The following is a 20,050-nucleotide window of genomic DNA, read 5'->3' on the forward strand; positions in this document are numbered from 1 at the left end:
CCTGATGGCAGCTTGCTAGGCTGATCGGCATTTGCACTGCCCAATCGTTTGCACGTCCAGCCAAAAGGATAGATCCGATGACCTCCTTCAACCTGACCGGCTTTTCCACACTCGCCCGGACTCTCGGCAACGGCGAGACGGGCTACCTGGCCCAAGGCAGCACCCTGTCACCCGACACCGAGACCCCGCTGACGATGGACGACGGGGTCGTGATCGTCGAAGGTGCGATCCTGGCGCGCAACTCGAACATTGCGGCGATCAGCGTGGCGGGCATTCCTGACATCCTTGTCACCAGCACGGGGAGCGTGACCAGCGCGCGGTCCGCCGCCATCGTCAACGCCGGCTCTTTCTTTGGCAACATCACCAACAACGGCGAGATCTATGGCCGGCTCGATGCGATCAAGCTGACCGGTGGCAGTGCGGAAATCTTCAACACCGGCACCATCGAGTCGCCCAACGGGGCGGCCATCTCGATGACCGACGGCCTTCTCGGGGTGATGAACTCCGGCACGGTCCTCGGGGCACAGACGGCAATCCTCTGCGTGGGCAGCGTCAACTGCACGGTCACCAATACAGGGCTGATCTCTGCCTTCTTCACGGCGATCCAGGGGGGCTCCGGCTTCGACCGGGTGACCAACCACGGCACGATCAACGGATCTGTCCTGCTGGGTTCGGGCGACGACATCTTCCGCGGCGCCCTTGGCACGCAGGGGCAGGTCAACGGCGATGCCGGCAATGACCAGCTGATCGGCGGCGCGGCGAACGAGACGCTGGATGGCGGTTTGGGCAATGACCTTCTGCTGGGCAACAGCGGGGATGACAGCATGCTGGGCGGGCTGGGGCTGGACGTCTTGCGCGGCGGTCTGGGCGAGGACACGCTGAATGGCGGCGGCGACGAGGACCGGCTGCTGGGCGGGGCGGGCAGCGACACGCTGCTCGGCGACCTCGGCAATGACATCCTGTCGGGCGGTGACGACGACGACAGCCTGCAGGGGGATGCGGGCAACGACCTTCTGCTGGGCGATGCGGGCGATGACCTTCTGACCGGCGGCGATGGCGCGGATACCCTGCGCGGCGGGCTTGGCAATGACACGCTTGTCGGCGGTGCCGGGGCCGATGCGCTGAACGGCGGCAGCGGCGATGACACGATGACCGGCGGCGGCAACCCCGACACCTTCTTCTTCGCGTTCGGCAACGGCAATGACCTGATCACCGACTTTGCCGATAATGCCGACAAGCTGAACCTGCGGGCCTTTGGCATCGCCGATCTGTCAACGCTGGTGTCGCATGCCTCGGACGTGACCGGCGGGCTGCTCATCGACCTCAGCGCCTTTCACGGTGGCAGCATCACTCTGTCGGGCATGACCCTTGCGCAGTTGAGCGCGCAGGACGTTTTGCTTTAAGGCGAACCGACATTAGAAAACCCCCGGCCCTGCAAGGGGCCGGGGGTTCGTTCTTTCGGGAAAGCGCCAGTCAGGCGCCGTCCGAGGGCCTAGAACACGAAGTCATCGGCCAGCAGGTCAGCCGCCTGGATGCCGACCAGCGTCAGCGTATTGGCGCCCGAAGTGATCACCGCATTGCCCGCCACCATCGACAGGTGATTGGCCACCAGATCGGCAAAGCTGGTCAGCGCGGCGACCCCGGCAAAGTTGATCACCTCCGCGGTTCCGGCGGTGGCAAAATGGGTGATCCGGTCGGTGCCGAAGGCGCCAAGGAAGATGAAGGTGTCGTCGCCGTCACCGCCATCCATCGTGTCATTGCCATTGCCACCGCTCAGCGTGTCGTTGCCGATGCCGCCGAGCATGAAATCGTTACCGAAGTTGCCCAGCAGCATGTCGTTGCCGTCCGAGCCCTGCACCGTGTCATTGCCGTCATCGCCGGTCAGCGTGTCGTCGCCGGCATTGCCGATCAAATTGTCATTGTCGGTGCCGCCATGCAGCACGTCATTGCCCGCCCCGCCCTGCAACAGGTCGTTGCCAGCGTCGCCGTTGATTACGTCATTGCCGGCAAGGCCATTGGCCGTGTCATTGCCGATGCCCAGGTTGATCAGGTTGTTGACGGCACCCCCGGTCACGGAATCGGCCCCGTCGCCGGTGGTCACCTGTTCGATGCCCTGCATATCGGCGCTGAAGATGCCGTCCACCACCCAGGTTCCAAGCCCGAGGTCGATGACATGGCTGTCGCCGAAGAAGCTGTCCAGCACCACGCTGTCGACCCCGGCGCCGCCGTAAATGTCGTCATAGCCCTCGCCGAAGACATAGTGGAACAGGTCGGCGCCGGCACCGCCATAAAGCGCATCCCGGCCACCGCCGCCAGAGATGCTGTCGGCGCCGAGCCCGCCATAGATCGTGTCCGCGTTGGACGAGCCGGAGACGGTATCGTTGCCTTTGCCCATCACGGCCACTTCAAAGCCGACAAAGGACTGCCCGGCCACATTGGTCGCCCCGGTGTTCATGTCGAGCAAAAGCCCGGTCGAGAAGGCGGCCGTATCCAGCGTGTCGATGCCCGCGCCGCCATCCAGCGTCGAGGTGCCGAGCCGCGCCACGATCCGGTCGTTCCCGTCGCCGCCATAGACCTGATCGCCCGTGCCCGAGAGGCCCGCGTTGATCGTGTCATTGCCGAGCCCGCCATAAATGACGTCGTCGCTGGCGGTGCCGGTCACCAGATCATTGCCGTCGCCCATGTAGACGATCTCGTAACCCTGATAGAGCTCGCCCACAAAGTTCGTCAGGCCGGTGACCATGTTGAAGGTGTAGTCGCCGTCCCAGGCGCGGTGGTCGATCACATCGGTGCCATTGCCGCCATACATCGTCTCGTTGCCAAGGCCGGAGACCATGCTGTCATTGCCGTCATTGCCGTAATAGGTCTGGCTGCCGCCGTTGGAAATGATCGTGTCGTCGCCCTGGCTGCCCTGGAAGATCTCGATGCTGGCAAAGCTCTCGACAAAGCCGTTGTAGCTGGCCGTGCCGTCAAGGAAGTTGAAGACCACCGGGCTAAAGGGCGTGCCCCAGCTGTAGGCCGCAAAGCTCAGCGTGTCGGTGCCGTTGCCGCCAAACCAGGCGTCGCCCGAACCGAAGCTGGAATCGCCGGCGTTGAAGACGTCGTTGCCGTCGCCGCCATAGACGCTGTCGCCACCCGCGCCGTCGTTGATGATGTCAACGCCGGTTCCGCCATAGATCGTCTCGTTGCCCGAGGTGCCGGTCACCGTATTGGTGCCATTGCCCATGTAGACGATCTCGAAGCCCTGATAGAGCTCCGGGAAGTTGGTCAGGCCGGTGCCCATGTCGAAGGTGTAATCGCCGTTCCAGGCCCGGTGGTCGATGATGTCGGTGCCGTTGCCGCCGTACATCGTCTCGTTGCCGATGCCCGAAACCATGCTGTCGTTGCCGTCGTTGCCGTAATAGGTCTGGCTGCCGCCGTTGGAGATGATGGTGTCATCGCCCTGGCTGCCCTGGAAGATCTCGATGCTGGCGAAAGTCTCGACAAAGCCGTTGTAGCTCGCCGTGCCGTCGAGGAAGTTGAAGACGACCGGGGTGAAGGGCGTGCCCCAGCTGTAGGCCGCAAAGCTCAGCGTGTCGGTGCCATTGCCGCCGAACCAGGCATCGCCCGAACCGAAGCTGGAATCACCGGCGTTGAAGACGTCGTTGCCGTCGCCGCCGTAAACGCTGTCGCCGCCGGCGCCGTCGTCGATCACGTCGATCCCGGTGCCGCCATAGATCGTCTCGGCGCCAGAGGTGCCGGTGACGGTGTTGGTGCCGTTGCCCATATAGACGATCTCGAAGCCCTGATAGAGCTCGTTGAAGAAGTTCGTCAGGCCGGTGGCCATGTTGAAGGTGTAAGTGCCGTTGAAGGCGCGGTGGTCGATGACGTCGGTGCCGTTGCCGCCATACATCGTTTCGCCGCCGATGCCCGAGACCATGCTGTCATTGCCGTCGAGGCCGTAGAAGATCTCGCTGCCGCCGTCCGAGATGATCGTCTCGTCGCCCTGGCTGCCCTTGAAGATCTCGATGCTGGTGAAGCTTTCGCTGAAGCCGTTGTAGCTGGCGGTATGGGTGTTGAAGTCGAAGACGACGCCCGCAACGGTACCCCAGTCATGCAGCTCGTAGCTGAGCGTGTCGGTGCCCGCGCCGCCGTCGAAACTGTCGCCGGAAAAGGAGCTGTCGCCGACCAGCAGCAGATCATTGCCGTCGCCGCCATAGACCTGATCGCTGCCGGAGCCATCGTTGATCGTGTCGTCGCCGGTATAGCCAAAGAGCGTGTCATTGCCGGTGCCGCCGTAGATGGCGTCGTTGCCCTCATAGGCAAAGATATAGTCCTGGCCGCCATTGCCGGTCAGCACGTTGGCGACGCTGTTGCCGTAAAGCGTGTCATTGCCGGCGCCGGTGGTGGCGTTTTCGATCACCGTGCCGACCGCGATCGACATGTTGTCCGTCAGGCCGCCGACGCTGGACAGCGTGGCATGGGTCGCACTGGCGGACGAGAACTGCAGGTTGATGAACTGGTCGGCCGCATAGTTCGAGAAGTCCACCGTGTCGATGCCGCTGCCATCCACCAGGGTGAAGGCATTGGTCGCTGCAAAGGTGGCGAGCCCGTTGAAAGCCGCACTGGTCGCCGCCGAAATATTGGTGCCAACGCCGTAGACCGTGTTGCCGGTGAAGGCATTGCTCGTCCCGTAGCCCTGGCCCGCGTAAAGCGCGTTCAGGGCGATCCAGTCCACCGCCATCGGCGAGACGAGCTGGGCATAGGAATCGGTCGATTTCTCGGTATTGGCCGACTGGTCCCAATAGGACATCATCGTCTGTTGCCAGCTGTCATTCGCCCATTGCGCCGAATTGGAATAGGTCGGGCTGCCCGAACCGGCGTTGTAAAGCCCCTGGTGGCCCAGGCCCAGCGCATGGCCGATCTCGTGCAGGAAAGTCTGGAAGGTATAGCCGTTGGTGCCGCCGATGTTGGAACTGGAGCCCGACCAGGCCGCGGCGACGTTGATCACCGAGTAATCCATCGCGCCGCCAGTGCCCGACATCAGCTTTTCAGCCTCGTAAGCCTGACCCGAGGTGGAATCCTTGAAGAAGAAGTCCACCTCATCGCCGGTCGAGGTCGTCTCGACAAAGTTGATGCCCAGCACCGCGTGGTAGAGCGCGAAGGCCGCCCGCACCATCTCGGCCCGGGCTGCGGTGATGCCGTTGCTGTCGGATTCGGTGCCATAGACCGTGGTCAGCGACCCGGTCCACCCCGTCACGTTGTAATAAAGCGTGCCGTTGTTGGCGCCGGTGCCCGAATTGGTCACGTTGAACCAGCGCGAGCCGGTGCCGCTGAAATCGCTCCAGAAGCCCACGCGCAGATAATCCGCCAGGGTCTGAAGCGAGCCGGCCGGCCCCGGTGCCCCGAGGCCATCGGCCCCCGCCGAAAGATTCGAGGTGCCGCTGGCGGAACCTCCCACACACATCGGGCAAGCGCATCCCTGCAGCGCCGTCCCCGCCATCGCGCTGGAAATCGAGATGTCATGCGGCACCAGCCAGGAGGCCGTGCCCGCCGACAGCGATTGCGTCGCCGCGACCACCTCGGTCAGCCCGGCATCAAGGCCGCTGCCGCTCAGCCCCAGATTGTCGTCCCCGGCCAGCCCGCCAAGGCCGCCGCCCTGCCCTTCCGAGCCGCCGTCCTCCGACAGGGACAAAGCCCCCGGATGGCCGAAACCGCCAGCGGCCGCCGGGGGCCCGGCAAGATCCGAATCTGCGCCGCTGTCTGTATCACCGCGCGAAAAATTCGCGCCTTGGTCGTCCGTCAACACCGAAAATTGATCGAAGCGTGACGCGCCGTCATGTGCCATGATGGAAACACTCCTTATGAAAATCAATTGGTTGCTCAAAAATAGAGCCCCCCACCCCGCAATAAACTTATACGAATGAGCTGATTCTCGCAACAATTTGAACAATTTCGCGTAAAATGCTTGCACAGATGGAAAGGTCCCCCCGATGCGCCGGCTCTGTGTGATGGTCACCCTGCCCCTGATGACGGCCTTGCTGGCCTGTGCCGCTGGGGGCGCGGGGCCTGCCCTCGGCTCGGGCGACACCGCAACGCAGCAGGGTGTTTTGCAACCCAAGGATGTGCAACCGATGCCGATTGACCAGAAGGGGCCGCCCGGCCAGCGGGTGCGCAGCCCGGTGCTGGATCAGGCCCTGGCGGCCAACAGCAGTGCCGCGCTGATCATGTTTCTGTGGCATCACCCCGACGATGCCTTTGCCGAAGACGCGCGCAGCTATCTGCGCAATCGCCCCGATCCCGACCCGCCGGCCGCGATCCGTGCCGCTGCTGGCGCAGAGGCTCCGGCGGTGGCGGCCTTCGACGCCGCGCGCCGCGCGGGCAGCGCCGCCGCGTGGCAGGCGTTCCTCGCGCAATACGGGGCGACGCCCCTCGCCCGCCAGGTGCCCTTCTTTCGCTGAGGACGCCGGCGCGGGCCGTTTGCACCGGTCTGGCTTTCGCTGGCGACAAGGACCTGTTAGGCCGCTCAAAGCGGTAAACGGGTGACCGAATTGACCACGATGCCTCCCTCGATCCGGCGCGATATGGCCTTGCGCTGGGGCCTTCTGGTGGTGCTGTCGGGCGCCCTGACGGCTGGGTTCGAGGCCCTGCACCTGCCGGCGGCGCTGTTGCTCGGGCCGATGGGGGCCGCGATCCTTCTGGCGCTGCGCGGTCGGGGCGTGCCCCTGCCCGGCGCGGCCATGACCCTGTCGCAGGGGGTGGTCGGGCTGATGATCGCCACGATCCTGCCAAGCTCGCTTCTGGCGGAAGTGGCGCTGAAATGGCCTATCGTGGTGGCGGGCACGCTGTCGACGCTGGTGATGTCGGGGCTGCTGGGCTGGGGGATGGCACGGTCGGGACTTTTGCCGGGGACGACGGCGATCTGGGGTTCGGCCCCCGGGGCGGCCTCGGTCATGACACTGATTTCACAGGATTATGGCGCCGATATCCGGCTTGTCGCCTTCATGCAGTATCTGCGCGTGGCCTGTGTCGCCCTCGCGGCGGCTCTGGTGGCCCGCGCCTTTGGCGTGGCCCCCGGCACCGGTCCCGGCGTCGTCTGGTTTCCGCCGGTGCCCCTCGCCTCGCTGGCCCTGACCTGCGCCCTGGCTGCGGCGCTGGCCTATGGCGGCCTTTGGCTGCGGGTGCCGGGCGGCAGCTTTCTCATGCCGATGCTGGGCGGCATGGCGCTGATCCACCTCGGGCTGGTGCAGGTCACCCTGCCGCCCTGGCTGCTGGCGCTGGCCTATGCCGCGATCGGCTGGGCGATCGGCCTGCGCTTCACGCCCGCGATCCTGAGCCATGTGGCGCGGATCTTTCCCCGGGTCTTCGCCTCGATCCTGGTGCTGCTGGCAAGCTGCGGGGTGGCGGCCTGGATCCTCGCGCATTTTGCCGGCATCGACCCTTTGACCGCCTATCTGGCCACCAGCCCCGGCGGCGCCGATTCCGTTGCCATCATCGCGGCCTCGGCCCCGGTGGATGTGCCCTTCGTCATGGCGATGCAGATGGCGCGATTCCTGCTGATCCTGTTCATCGGCCCCGCCATGGCGCGGTTCTTGTCGGGCGGCAAGACGGCCCGGGCCTGAGCGGCGACGGGGCCCGAGGGCGGCCGCGCGCGATTCCTTCGATTTTCCGCAATTTCCCCTCTTGCAGCCCGCGCCGACCTCGCTTAATCAGCGCCCCAGTGGCCCGTTCGTCTATCGGTTAGGACGTCTGGTTTTCAACCAGGTAAGAGGGGTTCGACTCCCCTACGGGCTGCCACTTTCCCCCTTTAACATCCTGATCTGCCAGCGGCTTTACCGGTCATCTGCGTTCGGGGTCTTTCCGCCCCTAGGCCTTGCGGCGCCCACGCAAGGGGCCGGGGTCATTGGTGCCGTCGCCCACCCGGTGAAAATGCGCCCGCCCCCTTCCCGCGCGCTTGGAGGCGTAAAGTGCTTCGTCCGCGTCGTGCTGCATGCGCGCAATCTCGGGCACCGGATAGGCGACCGAGGTCGTGATCCCGATCGAGGCCGAGATCCGGCAGCTGCGATCCTCAAACGGGATGGGCTGGGTCAGGGTGTCGATGATGCGGCGGGCGATCGACTCCAGCCGGGCGGGTTCGATCAATTCGGGCAGGACGGCCACGAATTCATCGCCCCCCACCCGCGCCACCGTGTCTTCGGCGCGGATCTGCTTGTTCAGAACCTCGGCCACCCAGCGCAGGACATGGTCGCCCGCCGCATGGCCCAGCGTGTCATTGACCGCCTTGAAGAAGTCGAGGTCGATGTGCATCAGACCAAAGGGCACGCCGGAGCGGGTCAGCCGTTCCAGGACCTGAGCCAGAGCGCGGCGGTTGCGCAGTCCGGTCAGCGTGTCGGTCATGGCCTGGGTTTCGGCCATCTGCTTGTCGCCTTGCAGGCGCAGGGCAAAGCCTTTCAGCGTTTCCATCGCGGCGGTCTTGGCCTCGACCAGATACATCATTTCGACGGCGAGGTCGGTGGCGGCGAAATCGCCGTCGGTCAGGGCGAAACTGCGCACCGCATCGACCACGCCGATGCCGAAGGACAGGTTCAGGATCATCCCCGCGCCCTGGGCCAAGGGCATGGCAAGGCCGCGAAACGGCACCGGACGCTGGGCATGGCGCAGGGAAAGCCGCAGCCTTTCGCCGGCATGGGCCACAAGTTCGGCAATCGTGGTCAGGCCGGAGGGTCGGCGCAGATCGAAAACCTCCAGCAAAGGGCGCCCGATCAGCGCACGTTCGGCAGCCCCCTTGGCGGCAGCCTCCTCCTGCGGTTGGGCCTCTGCGGTCGGATGCAGAAAATCCTGACCCGAGATCAGCTTGGCCAGCGTCGGCCCATAACCCGTGATCCGCCCGGTCCCGTCGACCCGGACATGCAGCGGCATCAGCCGGTCAAACGCCTCGATCGGCATGGGCAGGAAGGGGGCGGTCTTGGTTCTGATCATTCACCCCACCGACAAGCCAAGGCTGAACGGCCGCGCCTCGTAGAGGGACTGGTCGGCGATCTGCACCGAGATCACCTCTGCCCCCTTGTCGTTGCCCTGATGTTCCAGAAGCACCAAAGCCCCGTAATCATCTGCCATCGCCCGCAAAAGCCCCATCACGATATGCCCCGCCCCCCCGAGCGGCGAGACGCAGCGCAGGCGGAAATGCCCGCCGCCGAGGTCGGTCAGCGCCATGTCGGGCAGCTCCAGTTCCGGCAGGACAAGGCGGCCGCGTTCAGGCAGCTCTTCGACCGAATTGAGGAAATCGTAGAAATTCACCCCGGAAAACCGCAGGAGCCTGCGGACGGTGCCCAGGCTTTCATGGCTGACCAGATAGGTGCCCAGATCCTCCATCAGCGATTCCCGCGGGCGGCGCAGGGCGACCGAAGCCGCATCAAGCACCCGGTCCGTCACCTTGTCTTCATAGGACAGCATGGATTCAAAGCCGGAAACCGCGATCCCGGCCTCTTTCGCAACAGCCTCCCAAAGCGACATCCCGTAGGTGTCGCTCAGGAAGAACTGTAAGGATCGGTTGATCAAACCCAGCATGCGTGCCCTCATTTGTCTGCATGCTAGGGCCAAGGGGTTAAGAACCTTCCAACGGCCTCAGATCCGGGGGCCTTGGATCCGGGGGCCTCAGATCTTGGGCGCCCTCGGTTCCTAGGGGGCGAAGACCATCCCCGGACCACCGGCCGGTTTCATCTGGGTCAGCGGCATGGCGGCGAAGGGCGGCGGCGCCTTTTGCAGGCCGTCGATTAGGGCCGCACCCTCGTCAAAGCCCGGCAGATTGCCCTGATACGAGGTCACCGAGTGCCAATGCAGGTTGGCTCCGTCAAAGCTGAAGCCCTGCATCACCAGATAACCGTCGCGGTTGCGGGCGATCAGCATCGCCTCCTCGCCCGGGGTTTCGGGCAGGAAATCCCCCACCACCAGCACGCAGCCCGGCCCGCCCTGCGGCAGGCGGGCGTCGCAGGCGGATTGCCAGGCCTGCAGGTCGTAAAGCGAGACCCCCGCCAGGATTTGCGCCCGCAGGGCCTGGGTCGCGGCCGTGTCGGGCTGCAGGGGCAGCGAGGCCGCAAGCGCCGCCTGCGCGCCCTTGGTGTCGGCGGGGACCGGGATGCCGGTGGCCTCGGCGGTTTCAGCGGCGGTCAGGCGGGCGGCGAGGGGCGCATTGGTCTTGGCCATCTCGCGCAGGCGGCCGAGGGCTGCCTGCCCGGCATGGCCCCATTGGGAAAAGACGTTCAGATCAATCGCCTCGACCTTGGTACGCCCGTCGCTGATCCGCGCGATCTGGCTGGCGGCAGAGAGGGATTCAGGGTTGAGAACGCTCAGCCAAAGGACGGAAAGCGCCATCATCGTCAGGGCCAGCCAGATGTTGGCCTGGCGGATCCGCTCCATCCAGTTGCGCCCGCGCAGCACGGCGGCAAGGTAGGCCAGCCCATAGCCCAGGGCCAGAACCGTGAGGCTCGCGGCAAGGAACCGCGGCGGCGTCCAGCCGTGGTCGGTGACGCGCAGGCCCAGCGTCCAGGCGGCAAGCCCCGCCGGCAGCACGACAATCGCGGCCAGTGCCCGCGTCGATTGCACCATCAGCCCGGAATGCGCCGCCGTGGCATCCTCCTGATCCAGCGCCGAGGTGACCAGCGTCACCGCCACCGCGACCATGGCCAGCAGCATCGCGGTGGAAGATACCAGCCCGAAGATCGTCGAAAAGCCGCGCAAAGGCAGGGCGAGCAGGAAGACCGCCATCACCACCAGCACCACCGGCACCAGAAGCCGGAACAGCCGCAGGACCAGCCCTGGCGACAGCACGTCGGCCAGCTCGTTCACCACGGCCATCGACAGGCCCAGCACAAGCCCGGTGATCAGCCAGGGGGCGATGTCCTGTTTCAAGACCAGGTCAATCACTCCGACGCCGACCAGCCCCAGAAGCGCCTGCGACAGGGCGACCACCAGCCAGACGATCCCGGTGAAGATCAGCGCGACGCTGATCCGCACCACGATGCCCCAGCTTTCCAGAAACAGGCTGGGGTAATCGCGCCAACCGCTTGCGCGGTCCGCCTGCGCGATGACAAAGGGCCAGGGCAGCCAGATCAGCACGCCAAGGCTGATCACGGCGACGCCCGACTCCGCGATATCCTCCGGATTGGCAAAGCGCAGGTCGGCCAGGCTGAAGAGGCCGGTCACCGCCAGGGCGATCCCCGCCGCCCAAAGCACGGCCCGGTGCAGCGGCAAGGGGCCGGTCAGGATCAGGAGCCCGCCGAAGAACACCCCCGCCAGCACGGCCGAAGCCAGCGCCGGCAGGCCGACCAGCCATTGGGCATCGATCAGGGTGCCCAGCGCGTAGAGGCTTCCCCCTGCCAGCGCGCCGATCAGCGCCATCATCAAGCGTAGCTTTGCCATGTCAGCCTCCGTTTGGCGCCTGTGTAGGCCGGAAGCGGGGGAAATGGAAATGGGGCCTGCGCCTTGGGCCGCCTCAGAAGTCCGTCGGCGCGCCACCTTCCTGTTTGCGGCGGGCGACAAAGCGGCGCAGCTCTTCCTGATGGTCGCCGTTCATCGGCGGCGGCACGAACTCGGCCATGATGGCCTTGTACATCTTGTGCGCCCGCTCGACGGTCCAGACGGCACCATCCAGCTGCCAGGCCTCGTAATTGCGCCAGTCCGAGATGAAGGGCGCGTAAAAGGCGGTGGAATAGCGCGACTGGGTGTGCGGCGTGCCGAAGTAATGGCCGGAGGGGCCGACATCGCGGATCGCCTCGATCGCGATATCGTCTTCGGTGGTGGCAAAGGTCGCCTGTTCGAAATAGCGCTGGATCATCTGCAGGACCTCGCAGTCCATGATGAACTTCTCAGGCGAGGCGATCAGCCCGCCCTCCAGCCAGCCCGCCGCGTGGTAGACCATGTTGGTCCGGCTTTGCACCGCAGCCCAGAGGCTGTTGGAGGTTTCCCACATCGACTGCCCGTCCGGCACATTGGCCGCACAGACGCCGGAAGACCGCAAGGGCAGCTTGTACTTGCGCACCAGTTGCCCGGTCATCTGGGTGGCGCGCATGTATTCCGGCGTCCCGAAGGCCGGCGCGCCCGATTTCATGTCGACGTTGGAGGTGAAGGTGCCGATGGCCACCGGGCAGCCGGGGGCGATGTATTGCAGCAGGGCGACAGCGGCCAAAGCCTCGGCCAAGGACAGCGTCACCGCCCCCGCCATGGTGACCGGCGCCATGGCGCCCGCCAGGGTAAAGGGCGTGATCACCACCGGCTGGCCGCGCTTGGCCAGCCGCATCGCGCCATCCAGCATCGGATAGTCGTGCTTCAGGGGCGAGACCGAATTGATGTTGGTGTACATCCTGGGCTTGGCCTGGAACTCTTCCTCGGTCAGACCGCCCGCGATGCGGACCATCTCCATCACATCCTCGACCCGCTCGGCGCCAAGGGAATAGGCGTGGACGACCTTGTCGGTCAGGGTCAGCTTTTCATACAGGCAATCGAGGTGGCGGACCGAAGGGTGAATGTCGATCGGTTCGACCGGATAGCCGCCCGCGATGTGGATGCAGTTGAAATACTGCGTCAACCGCATGAAATCCTTGAAGGTCTCAAAATCGCCCGAGCGTTTGCCGCGCTCCAGATCCCACGAGCTCGGCGGCGAGGAGACGTTGACGAAGAGCATGTGCTTGCCGCCCATGATCACTTCGCGTTCGGGGTTGCGCGGGGTGATGGTGAAGGTTTCCGGCGCGCGGGCCAGCATCTCCATCACGAAATCCTCGTCCATCCGGACGTTGGTGCCGTTGATGATGCAGCCCGCCTCGCGCAGGTAATCCACGGCGGTCGGGTTCAGGAACTCGATCCCGATGTCGCGCAGCACCTTCATCGCCCCGCGGTGGATCGCCTCGACGCCGTCCGCGTCCAGAGGCTCGGTCGGGCGGTCCGGGTTGACGGGAATCCGCCACGGCATCTGGTCGATGACGGAAGGGCCGGCACGCTCTTTGTTGCCGGCGCGGCCCCCTGCCCTGCGGCGCTTGGCGGGCTCTTCGGTCATCGGCGTATCCTCCTGTCGCGGGCGGTCAGGCCCCTTGGTCCTTGCGCAGAGGATGGTGGAAAACGTCTTGCGGCGCGCACCACGTTCGCGACGTGAAAGCGTCGTTTTTGAGTGCGAGGCCGTTCAAACCTTCGGAAGACCGTCGATCCAGCCGCCAAGTTCCGCAATCGTTCCCAGGACGACATCGGCATGCGGGGTCAGGGTGGCGCGCAAGGCGGGGCCGGTCAGGACACCCACCGCTTTCATCCCGGCGGCTTTCGCGGCGTCCAGATCGTGCAGGCTGTCGCCCACCATGGCGATCTGGCGCGCGGGCACGCCCACCGCCGCGGCAAAGGCCAGAAGCTGGCCCGGCGCGGGCTTGCCGCCAAAACCGGAATCGCAGCCGGCGATGAAATCGAACAGGTCGATCACCCCGGCACCGTCCAGATGGGCCCGGGCCGGCACTTCGGTGTCATTGGTGGCAAGGCCCAGCTTCAGGCCGCGCGCCCGCAAGCCGCCCAGGACCTCGCGCAGCGCCACGGCGGGCACCATCGGCGCCAGCACGCCCAGACGGTCCATCGTGGCCATCAGGGATTTCAGTGTCATCCCCTCCAGATGCGGATGGATCAGTTCGGCGATCTCGTACATCGTGCGGGCGATCACCGCGCTGTCGGGGGCAAATTCCATGGTCTTGGGCTCAAACCCCAGCGCCTTGGCGAGCGTCGTCGCATCGTCCTGGGTGAAGGGCGCCAAATCCTTCAGAAGCGCGGCGGTCCAGCCACCCCAGCTCAACCTGAAATCAAAGAGCGTGCCGTCCTTGTCAAAGATCACGGCCCTGATCTGCGTCGCGCTCATCTGTCTGTCTTCCCCGTCTTCAAGTCCAATGCCACACTTCGCCCCCGGGCAAGGCCCCCCGCGCCGCCTGCGGCACGGTATAGGCCAGACCCGCCTCGTCACAAAAGGCCATGACGAGGCTGTCCTCGGTCATGACATAGTCCAGAACCGCGCCCAGAATCCGCGGATCGGCGGCCTGCGCCATCAGCTCGGCCGGGGACAGCCCGCTCAGGTTAAGGAAAGCGTTAATGCGGTCTGGCTCGGCTGCGACCCATGCGAGGGCTTGCGCGGCAATGATTTCGGCGGATTCCCGCCCGATTTGGCCGTTTTGCTTGGAGTTCTGCACGGGATGCCTCGAACTTTCACGAATTGGTTACGGAGTCGGAAAGGAATTCTTAACCACTTGAGACCCAGAGTGATGGTCAAGCGAGCTTAGGGCGAGCGTTGGGCAAGCATTGGGTAGGCCATTCCAGGATGATCGGCAAAATCCTCATAGTTGATGATGTGTCGACAAACCGCATCGTCTTCAAGGTCAAACTGACCGCCGCCGGCTATCAGACGGTGATGGCCACGGAGGGCGCGGCCTGCCTGCGGCTTGCGGTGCAGGAAGTGCCCGACATCATCCTCCTGCACATGTTCCTGCAGGGCCGCTCCGGGATCGAGGTGCTCAAGGCGCTAAAGGCGCATCCCCAGACCCGCGGCATTCCGGTGGTGATGTTCTCGTCAGAGGCCGATGCCGGCCTGCGGATGGCCGCCCTGCGCGCCGGAGCCGAGGATCTTCTGGCCCGCCAGGTGGATGACCAGACCCTGCTGGCCCGGCTGCGCGGCCTCTTGCGGGCGCGCGAACATCTGGCCGGGATCCATGCGCCGGAACATGACCTGCAGGTGCTGGGTCTGGCCGAACCGATGCCGCAGTTCGAAATCCCCGGGCAAATCGCCATCATCATGCCCAAGGGCGAACAGGGGCTGAAGCTGCGCCGCGATCTGGCGGCCAGCGGGCTGGACCGCTTCCTGCTTCTGGCGCCGGACGAGGTGCATGCCGATCACGGGGCGCGGGTGCCGGATGTCTATCTGATCCACGCCGATCTGGGCGAAACGGGCGGCGGCCTGCGCATGATGTCCGAGCTTTTGTCGCGCAGCACGACGCGGCATTCGGCCTTCTGCATCTTCAACGCCGCGGCGCCGCAGGGCCTGGCGGCCACGGCTTTCGACCTTGGCGCCAATGATGTCGTCGATGCCGCGACCCCTGCGGCGGAACTGGCCCTGCGCCTCCACACCCTGGTCCTGCGCAAGCAGGAGGGCGACCGGATGCGCGCCACGGTGCAGGACGGCCTCAGGATGGCGGTTTTCGATCCGCTGACCGGCTTGCACAACCGCCGCTATGGCACCGCGCAGCTGAACGCCATCGCCGACCGCGCCCGGGCGGGGGGCAATGAATTCGCCGTCATGGTGGTGGATATCGACCGCTTCAAATCGGTCAACGACCGCTGGGGCCATGCCGCCGGCGACGCCGTTCTGGTCGAGGTGGCCACCCGGCTGGCCGCCAATTTGCGCGCGACCGACCTTCTGGCCCGCATCGGCGGCGAGGAGTTCCTGATCGCCCTGCCCAACACGCTGCTGAGCGAGGCGCAGGTCGCGGCCGAACGCCTGTGCCGCACGATCGAGCTTTCCCCCATCACGCTGGGCGATGGCATGCGGGTGCCGGTCACCATCTCGATCGGGATGACCACGGGCGGGGCGGCGCCAAGCGATCCAACCTCGGTGGCCGATCTGGTGGCGCAGGCCGACCGCGCCCTGATGCATTCCAAGACCCATGGCCGCAATCAGGTGACCATCGTCCGCCACGCGGCCTGAAAGGCCAGCGGTGCAGAGGCCTCAGACGTCAGTTCTCCGGCCCGGGAGGCGGCGGGGTGTCGCGCCCGCGCATCAGCCGCTTTTCCAGCCGGTCGGCAAAGCTGGCGCGGTCTTTCGGCGCAAGGCTGACGAGATAGGCGCCGATCGTGTCGCTGCCCAGTTTCATCCGCGCGCCAAGATGCTCTTGCTGCGCCCCCAGGGCGGCGTTCAACTGCGCAGGGTCGAAGGGATCGGCGCGCAGAGCCGCCAGAATGGCCGCATTGTCCGCCGCCATTGCACCGCGGAGCGCCGTCAGATCCCCCGCCTTGGCCCGCATCGCCCCGCGCAGCGCCTCGCGGTCGGCCGGCTGCAGGGCGGCGTCATAGGGGCCGAAGCCGAGATCGCGAAAGCCGCCATGCGGCGGCGGCGGCCCGTGCAGATAGGCGCCCAGCGCCAGCCCGGCCACGGTCAGATTGACCGCGAGCGAGGCCACCAGCGCCCAGCGCAGACCCTTGCAGCGCGGCCCGGCTTGCGGCGGAATGTTCGGCTCGGTCATCTCAATTCCCCGTGCGGTCGGTTTCGGGCCAGATCGTGTCCGGCGTCGGCAGAAGATCCATCTGGTCCGCCGTCACCGTGCTTTGCGACAACAGCACGGTCAGCGATTGCACGCCCCCGGGCTGGACCACGCCCAGAAACAGCCCGGTCAGCCCGGCCAGCGACAGGCCCGCCAAGGCCCGCCTGCCGCCCAGCGCCTCGGACAATGTGGCAAGCCAGCCGGCCTTGGGCCGACCTGACCCGGAAACCGGTGGCGCAGCAAGGGCTTGCGGCCGCGGCTGCGCTTCTGCGGCATCGGAAAGCAGGCGTGCCATCAGATCGGGCGAGACCTCGGCCGGCCGTGCCGCCGCCTCGGCAAACAAGGCGTCCAGATCCATGTGCTTGTCCATCATCCCACCTCTTCCTCTTCACCCTCATAGCCCAGTTCCGCCTTGCGGCCCGACAGAATTGCCGTCAGCGCCCGTTTTCCCCGCGCCGTGAGGCTTTCGACCGCTTCGACACCCAGATCCATCACACCGGCGATCTCGGGGTTCGACAGGCCCTCGATGTGGCGCAGCACCACGGCCTGGCGCTGGCGGTCGGGCAGACAGGCCAGGGCCGCGTTCAGGGCCGCCATCCGGTCGGTCTCGATCAACCCGGCCAGCGCCGATGCACCGCCCGAAGCGACCTCAGGCGCGTCTTCCAGCCCCACGCCCGGCCTGCGGACCCGGGCCCGGCGCAGATCGGTGCAGAGGTTGGTCACCACCCGGTAAAGCCAGGTCGAGACCTGCGCCTCGCCGCGCCGCCAGTCCGGTGCGATCCGCCACAGCCGCAGCATGGCCTCCTGGGTCACGTCCTCGGCCTCGGCCCGGTCGGTCAGAAGCCGCGTCGCATAGCCGAGCGCACGCGGCGCAAGCCGTCTGGTCAGCATCCGGGCGGCATCGGGGTCGCCATTGGCGTAAAGCACCAGCAGCGTCTCGTCCGAAACCTCGTCCAATGTGTCTCGCGGCATATGCATTCCGTGGGGATACAGACAAGGAACAGGTTCAGCAATCGGGACCAGGCTCACCACATGGTCCCGCGCGCCGGATCGGGGACGTAAGACCCGGCGCGCGGTGGGCAAGGGCGGCTCAGTTGCCGCCGCTACCGTCCTGGTCCGGGCCCGGCTCATCGCCTTCGGGCATCGGAGGCTTGGGGTGACCGCCCTTGCCGTGGTCGCCCATGCGCGGGCCATGGCGCATCATCTTGGCGAAGGCATCGGCCTCGGCCTGATCGACCACGCCGTCATGGTTGGTGTCGGCCCGGTCGAAGGCCTCCAGCGGCATCGGGCCGGCCACCAGTTCGGCGGCCGAAAGCTTGCCGTCGCCGTCGGTGTCGAGTTCCTTGACCATCCGGGTCGCCATTGCGGTGGCGGCGTCCTGCATCTGCTTCAGACGCATGTTGGCCAGTTCCTCGACCGAGATCTTGCCATCCTTGTCGGTGTCGATCCCGGCGGCATTGGCGGCGCGGTAGGCGTTGAATTCTTCCAGCGAGACCTTGCCGTCCTTGTTGGTGTCGGCTGCGGTAAAGTCGAAACCGCCCATCATCATGCCCATGCCATGCGGCGGCATCGGCCGCATGTTGTCGGCGATCGCCGCCGAGCCGAGCAGGACTGCCGCAGCTGCCATGATGCCGAACCCAAGCTTCTTGTGCGAAATCATCTTCATCACCTTTGCTAGTGACCGTGCAGGTCGCCCGGTCTTGATGCAGGTGATACGGGGCGGCGCGGGCTTTCCGTCGCCCTACCTTTCACGAAACCGTGCGCGACCCCGCGACAAAGCAGCACCCCCCTGCCGGAAGGACTCACCTTTTGGCGGCAGGCGCGCTACATAAGGATCACGAAAAGGAACCCGCGATGATTGATCACAAAGCTCCGGTCATGCTGACCGACGATGAAGAAACCGGCGAGCGTCCGTTCTGGCCCGCCCTGCGCCGAGGATTTGCCTGCCGCTGCCCGAAATGCGGCGCGGGACCGATGCTCAAAAGCTATCTCAAGGTGCGCGACCATTGCCCGGTCTGCGGCGAGGCCTTCTACCATCACCGCGCCGATGACGGCCCGGCCTATCTGACGATCCTGATCGTCGGCCATCTGATGGCGCCGCTGATGTACTGGGCTTTCGTCGAGCTGCGCCCCGATCCGATGGTGATGGCCACGATGTTCACCCTGGGCACCGCGACGCTGTCGCTGATCCTGCTGCCGCGCCTCAAGGGGGCGATCGTGGCCCTGCAATGGGCCAAGCGGATGCATGGCTTTGGCGCCAACCCCAAGGCGGATCCCGCCCTGCCCGGCCATGCCTGAGGTGCCGATCCATGCCGCGGCAAGCCTTGTGCTTGTCCGGCAGACCGGCGCCGGGCCTCGGGTCCTGATGGGGCAAAGGGGGGCCGGCGCGGCCTTCATGCCCTCTAAATTCGTCTTTCCGGGCGGCAGGGTCGATCCGGAGGACGCGGCCGAAAGCCTGGGGCTGTCGCAGGAATGCCTCGACCGGCTGGCGGCCTGCCCCTTGGCAGAGGTGCCGGGGCCCAGGTCCCCGGGGCCAGCCGCCATCATCGCCGCCGCCCGGCGCGAATTGCGCGAAGAGACCGGGCTTGACCTTGTGCCCGGGGCGCCCTTGCGCTTCATCTTCCGCGCCATCACGCCGCGCGGCATGGCGCGCCGCTTTGATGCGCGGTTTCTGCTGGCCGATGCCGCCGATCTTGCGGGCGCGCCCGACGACTTCTCGGCAGCCGAGGATGAATTGTCGCATCTGCAATGGGTTGATCTCGCGCAGACCCGCAGCCTCGATCTGCCCTTCATCACCGAGATCGTCCTGGCCGAACTGCGCGCCCTTCTGGCCGGCGTGCCGCAATCCGGCGTGCCCTTCTTTGACAACGCGGGCCCGGTGCCGACCTTTCGGCGGCTCATCTGATCAGGTCGACAGCACGATCCCGATGATCGACAGGGCCAGAAGCGCGATGCCCAACAGCTCGCGCCGCGACGGGATTTCGCGGAAGACATAGGTGGAGACGGCGAGGGTGAAAAGCAGTTCGACCTGCCCCACCGCCCGCACATAGGCCGCGTTCATCAGGGCAAAGGCCCAGAACCAGCCCAGGCTCGCCAGCATGCCGGTCACCCCCGCCCAGAAGGCCGGGCGGCGGGCGGCGGCGATGCGCGCCACCTCGTCGCGCCGCGACAGGAGCAACCAGGGCGACAGGATCACCACCTGCAGCGTCGTGACCACCGCCAGGGCAAAGACCGCGCGGAAGAAGGCATCCTCGCGCCCGACCGCCAGGGTCGCGGCCCGGTAGGCGACCGAGGCCACGCCGAACAGCCCGCCCGCCACCAGCCCCAGCAGCGTGGCGCGGTTGAGAAAATCACCCCGCCAGCCGCCTTTCGGCCGCGTCAGGATCAGCACCCCGAACAGCCCCAGAAGGATGGCCGCGAAGCCCGAGGCCGACACCGCCTCGCCCAGAAAGACAGCCGAGAACAGGGCGACCTGCAGCACCTCGGTCTTGGTGAAGGCAATGCCCACCGCGAAACTGCGCTGCGCGAAGAGCGAGACGGTGCAGAAGGTGGCCGCGATCTGCGCCGCCCCACCCACCAGCGCCCAGACCCAGAAGCCCGGCGCCAGATCCGGCCAGCCGTAGCCGTGCCACAACATCAGCGCCGCCGTCGCTATGATCGCCAGAGGCGAAGCCGTCACAAACCGCGCCGCAGTGGCCGAGAATGTCGAAAGCCCCAGGACCTTCAGCTGTTTTTGCAGCGAGAATCTTGCGGTTTGCAGGGCAGCCGCGACAAGGGTGATGGGCAGGAAAGGATGCATGGCA

At 66.0% G+C, this 20,050-nt stretch carries 18 protein-coding genes and 1 tRNA gene; 7 read left to right on the forward strand and 12 right to left on the reverse strand.

From position 1 onward, the window contains the following. Window positions 1–77: 77 nt before the first annotated feature. Window positions 78–1,403, forward strand: coding sequence for a calcium-binding protein (locus tag AC1DVR_RS08860; RefSeq protein ID WP_478000190.1), 1,326 nt, complete (start codon window positions 78–80; stop codon window positions 1,401–1,403). An 89-nt stretch (window positions 1,404–1,492) separates the two neighbouring features. Here the strand turns inward: AC1DVR_RS08860 and AC1DVR_RS08865 are convergent, their stop codons facing one another. Then, entirely contained in the window at window positions 1,493–5,827 is a 4,335-nt protein-coding gene (locus AC1DVR_RS08865; RefSeq protein WP_478000191.1) for a M10 family metallopeptidase C-terminal domain-containing protein, read from the reverse strand. Window positions 5,828–5,972: 145 nt separating this feature from the next. Here AC1DVR_RS08865 and AC1DVR_RS08870 point away from each other — a divergent pair, with 145 nt between their 5' ends. The 3 genes from AC1DVR_RS08870 (at window position 5,973) to AC1DVR_RS08880 (ending at window position 7,776) form a co-directional block, all read left to right on the forward strand. Beyond that, window positions 5,973–6,440 carry a hypothetical protein gene (locus AC1DVR_RS08870; protein WP_478000192.1) on the forward strand — a complete coding sequence of 156 codons (468 nt, stop codon included), beginning with the start codon at window positions 5,973–5,975 and terminating at the stop codon, window positions 6,438–6,440. 99 nt (window positions 6,441–6,539) lie between these two features. Beyond that, complete coding sequence (locus tag AC1DVR_RS08875) at window positions 6,540–7,601, forward strand: AbrB family transcriptional regulator (protein WP_478000346.1); 1,062 nt, start codon at window positions 6,540–6,542, stop codon at window positions 7,599–7,601. Between the two features lie 100 nt (window positions 7,602–7,701). Next, a tRNA-Glu gene (locus AC1DVR_RS08880) sits at window positions 7,702–7,776 on the forward strand. Window positions 7,777–7,845: 69 nt separating this feature from the next. Here AC1DVR_RS08880 and AC1DVR_RS08885 read toward each other — a convergent pair. The 6 genes from AC1DVR_RS08885 to AC1DVR_RS08910 form a co-directional block, all read right to left on the reverse strand. Further along, on the reverse strand, window positions 7,846–8,958 hold the full coding sequence (locus tag AC1DVR_RS08885) for a diguanylate cyclase (protein WP_478000193.1): 1,113 nt from the start codon (window positions 8,956–8,958) through the stop codon (window positions 7,846–7,848). Then, complete coding sequence (locus AC1DVR_RS08890) at window positions 8,959–9,546, reverse strand: heme NO-binding domain-containing protein (protein WP_478000194.1); 588 nt, start codon at window positions 9,544–9,546, stop codon at window positions 8,959–8,961. 111 nt (window positions 9,547–9,657) lie between these two features. Beyond that, window positions 9,658–11,397: a DUF4153 domain-containing protein gene (locus AC1DVR_RS08895; protein WP_478000195.1), complete on the reverse strand. Its 1,740-nt coding sequence runs from the start codon at window positions 11,395–11,397 to the stop codon at window positions 9,658–9,660. A gap of 73 nt (window positions 11,398–11,470) precedes the next feature. After that, complete coding sequence (locus AC1DVR_RS08900; RefSeq protein WP_478000196.1) at window positions 11,471–13,027, reverse strand: trimethylamine methyltransferase family protein; 1,557 nt, start codon at window positions 13,025–13,027, stop codon at window positions 11,471–11,473. Between the two features lie 123 nt (window positions 13,028–13,150). After that, window positions 13,151–13,861, reverse strand: a complete 711-nt coding sequence (locus AC1DVR_RS08905; protein WP_478000197.1) for an HAD family hydrolase — start codon at window positions 13,859–13,861, stop codon at window positions 13,151–13,153. 19 nt (window positions 13,862–13,880) lie between these two features. Beyond that, on the reverse strand, window positions 13,881–14,186 hold the full coding sequence (locus AC1DVR_RS08910; RefSeq protein WP_478000198.1) for a DUF3572 domain-containing protein: 306 nt from the start codon (window positions 14,184–14,186) through the stop codon (window positions 13,881–13,883). 128 nt (window positions 14,187–14,314) lie between these two features. On the opposite strand from AC1DVR_RS08910, the gene AC1DVR_RS08915 reads away from it, so the two are divergent. Next, on the forward strand, window positions 14,315–15,694 hold the full coding sequence (locus AC1DVR_RS08915; protein WP_478000199.1) for a diguanylate cyclase: 1,380 nt from the start codon (window positions 14,315–14,317) through the stop codon (window positions 15,692–15,694). Window positions 15,695–15,722: 28 nt separating this feature from the next. On the opposite strand, the gene AC1DVR_RS08920 is transcribed toward AC1DVR_RS08915, so the two are convergent. The 4 genes from AC1DVR_RS08920 to AC1DVR_RS08935 all read right to left on the reverse strand — a co-directional run bounded on the left by AC1DVR_RS08920 (window position 15,723) and on the right by AC1DVR_RS08935 (window position 17,913). After that, window positions 15,723–16,229 (reverse strand): periplasmic heavy metal sensor, encoded by a 507-nt coding sequence (locus AC1DVR_RS08920; RefSeq protein ID WP_478000200.1) that lies wholly within the window; start codon window positions 16,227–16,229, stop codon window positions 15,723–15,725. A gap of 1 nt (window position 16,230) precedes the next feature. Next, on the reverse strand, window positions 16,231–16,620 hold the full coding sequence (locus AC1DVR_RS08925; protein WP_478000201.1) for a dihydroorotate dehydrogenase: 390 nt from the start codon (window positions 16,618–16,620) through the stop codon (window positions 16,231–16,233). Further along, window positions 16,617–17,225, reverse strand: a complete 609-nt coding sequence (locus AC1DVR_RS08930) for an RNA polymerase sigma factor (RefSeq protein WP_478000202.1) — start codon at window positions 17,223–17,225, stop codon at window positions 16,617–16,619. Before AC1DVR_RS08930 ends, AC1DVR_RS08925 begins: the two co-directional genes overlap by 4 nt. Before the next feature lie 112 nt (window positions 17,226–17,337). After that, window positions 17,338–17,913, reverse strand: a complete 576-nt coding sequence (locus tag AC1DVR_RS08935; RefSeq protein WP_478000203.1) for an EF-hand domain-containing protein — start codon at window positions 17,911–17,913, stop codon at window positions 17,338–17,340. Between the two features lie 188 nt (window positions 17,914–18,101). Here AC1DVR_RS08935 and AC1DVR_RS08940 point away from each other — a divergent pair, with 188 nt between their 5' ends. Both AC1DVR_RS08940 and AC1DVR_RS08945 read left to right on the forward strand, forming a co-directional pair. Next, complete coding sequence (locus tag AC1DVR_RS08940; protein WP_478000204.1) at window positions 18,102–18,545, forward strand: DUF983 domain-containing protein; 444 nt, start codon at window positions 18,102–18,104, stop codon at window positions 18,543–18,545. Further along, window positions 18,538–19,152, forward strand: a complete 615-nt coding sequence (locus tag AC1DVR_RS08945; protein WP_478000347.1) for an NUDIX domain-containing protein — start codon at window positions 18,538–18,540, stop codon at window positions 19,150–19,152. Before AC1DVR_RS08940 ends, AC1DVR_RS08945 begins: the two co-directional genes overlap by 8 nt. On the opposite strand, the gene AC1DVR_RS08950 is transcribed toward AC1DVR_RS08945, so the two are convergent. Next, entirely contained in the window at window positions 19,153–20,046 is an 894-nt protein-coding gene (locus tag AC1DVR_RS08950; protein WP_478000205.1) for an EamA family transporter, read from the reverse strand. Window positions 20,047–20,050: the final 4 nt, after the last annotated feature.

The organism is Rhodobacter sp. P2_H5, from assembly GCF_056403335.1.

Excerpts from the sequence above, each read along its gene's own strand:
- AC1DVR_RS08925 (WP_478000201.1), bottom strand. The coding sequence starts at position 16,620 with ATGATGGACAAGCACATGGATCTGGACGCCTTGTTTGCCGAGGCGGCG.
- AC1DVR_RS08865 (WP_478000191.1), bottom strand. The coding sequence starts at position 5,827 with ATGGCACATGACGGCGCGTCACGCTTCGATCAATTTTCGGTGTTGACG.
- AC1DVR_RS08945 (WP_478000347.1), top strand. The coding sequence starts at position 18,538 with ATGCCTGAGGTGCCGATCCATGCCGCGGCAAGCCTTGTGCTTGTCCGG.
- AC1DVR_RS08950 (WP_478000205.1), bottom strand. The coding sequence starts at position 20,046 with ATGCATCCTTTCCTGCCCATCACCCTTGTCGCGGCTGCCCTGCAAACC.
- AC1DVR_RS08885 (WP_478000193.1), bottom strand. The coding sequence starts at position 8,958 with ATGATCAGAACCAAGACCGCCCCCTTCCTGCCCATGCCGATCGAGGCG.
- AC1DVR_RS08875 (WP_478000346.1), top strand. The coding sequence starts at position 6,540 with ATGCCTCCCTCGATCCGGCGCGATATGGCCTTGCGCTGGGGCCTTCTG.
- AC1DVR_RS08870 (WP_478000192.1), top strand. The coding sequence starts at position 5,973 with ATGCGCCGGCTCTGTGTGATGGTCACCCTGCCCCTGATGACGGCCTTG.
- AC1DVR_RS08900 (WP_478000196.1), bottom strand. The coding sequence starts at position 13,027 with ATGACCGAAGAGCCCGCCAAGCGCCGCAGGGCAGGGGGCCGCGCCGGC.
- AC1DVR_RS08890 (WP_478000194.1), bottom strand. The coding sequence starts at position 9,546 with ATGCTGGGTTTGATCAACCGATCCTTACAGTTCTTCCTGAGCGACACC.
- AC1DVR_RS08935 (WP_478000203.1), bottom strand. The coding sequence starts at position 17,913 with ATGAAGATGATTTCGCACAAGAAGCTTGGGTTCGGCATCATGGCAGCT.
- AC1DVR_RS08860 (WP_478000190.1), top strand. The coding sequence starts at position 78 with ATGACCTCCTTCAACCTGACCGGCTTTTCCACACTCGCCCGGACTCTC.
- AC1DVR_RS08895 (WP_478000195.1), bottom strand. The coding sequence starts at position 11,397 with ATGGCAAAGCTACGCTTGATGATGGCGCTGATCGGCGCGCTGGCAGGG.
- AC1DVR_RS08940 (WP_478000204.1), top strand. The coding sequence starts at position 18,102 with ATGATTGATCACAAAGCTCCGGTCATGCTGACCGACGATGAAGAAACC.
- AC1DVR_RS08930 (WP_478000202.1), bottom strand. The coding sequence starts at position 17,225 with ATGCATATGCCGCGAGACACATTGGACGAGGTTTCGGACGAGACGCTG.
- AC1DVR_RS08905 (WP_478000197.1), bottom strand. The coding sequence starts at position 13,861 with ATGAGCGCGACGCAGATCAGGGCCGTGATCTTTGACAAGGACGGCACG.
- AC1DVR_RS08920 (WP_478000200.1), bottom strand. The coding sequence starts at position 16,229 with ATGACCGAGCCGAACATTCCGCCGCAAGCCGGGCCGCGCTGCAAGGGT.
- AC1DVR_RS08915 (WP_478000199.1), top strand. The coding sequence starts at position 14,315 with ATGATCGGCAAAATCCTCATAGTTGATGATGTGTCGACAAACCGCATC.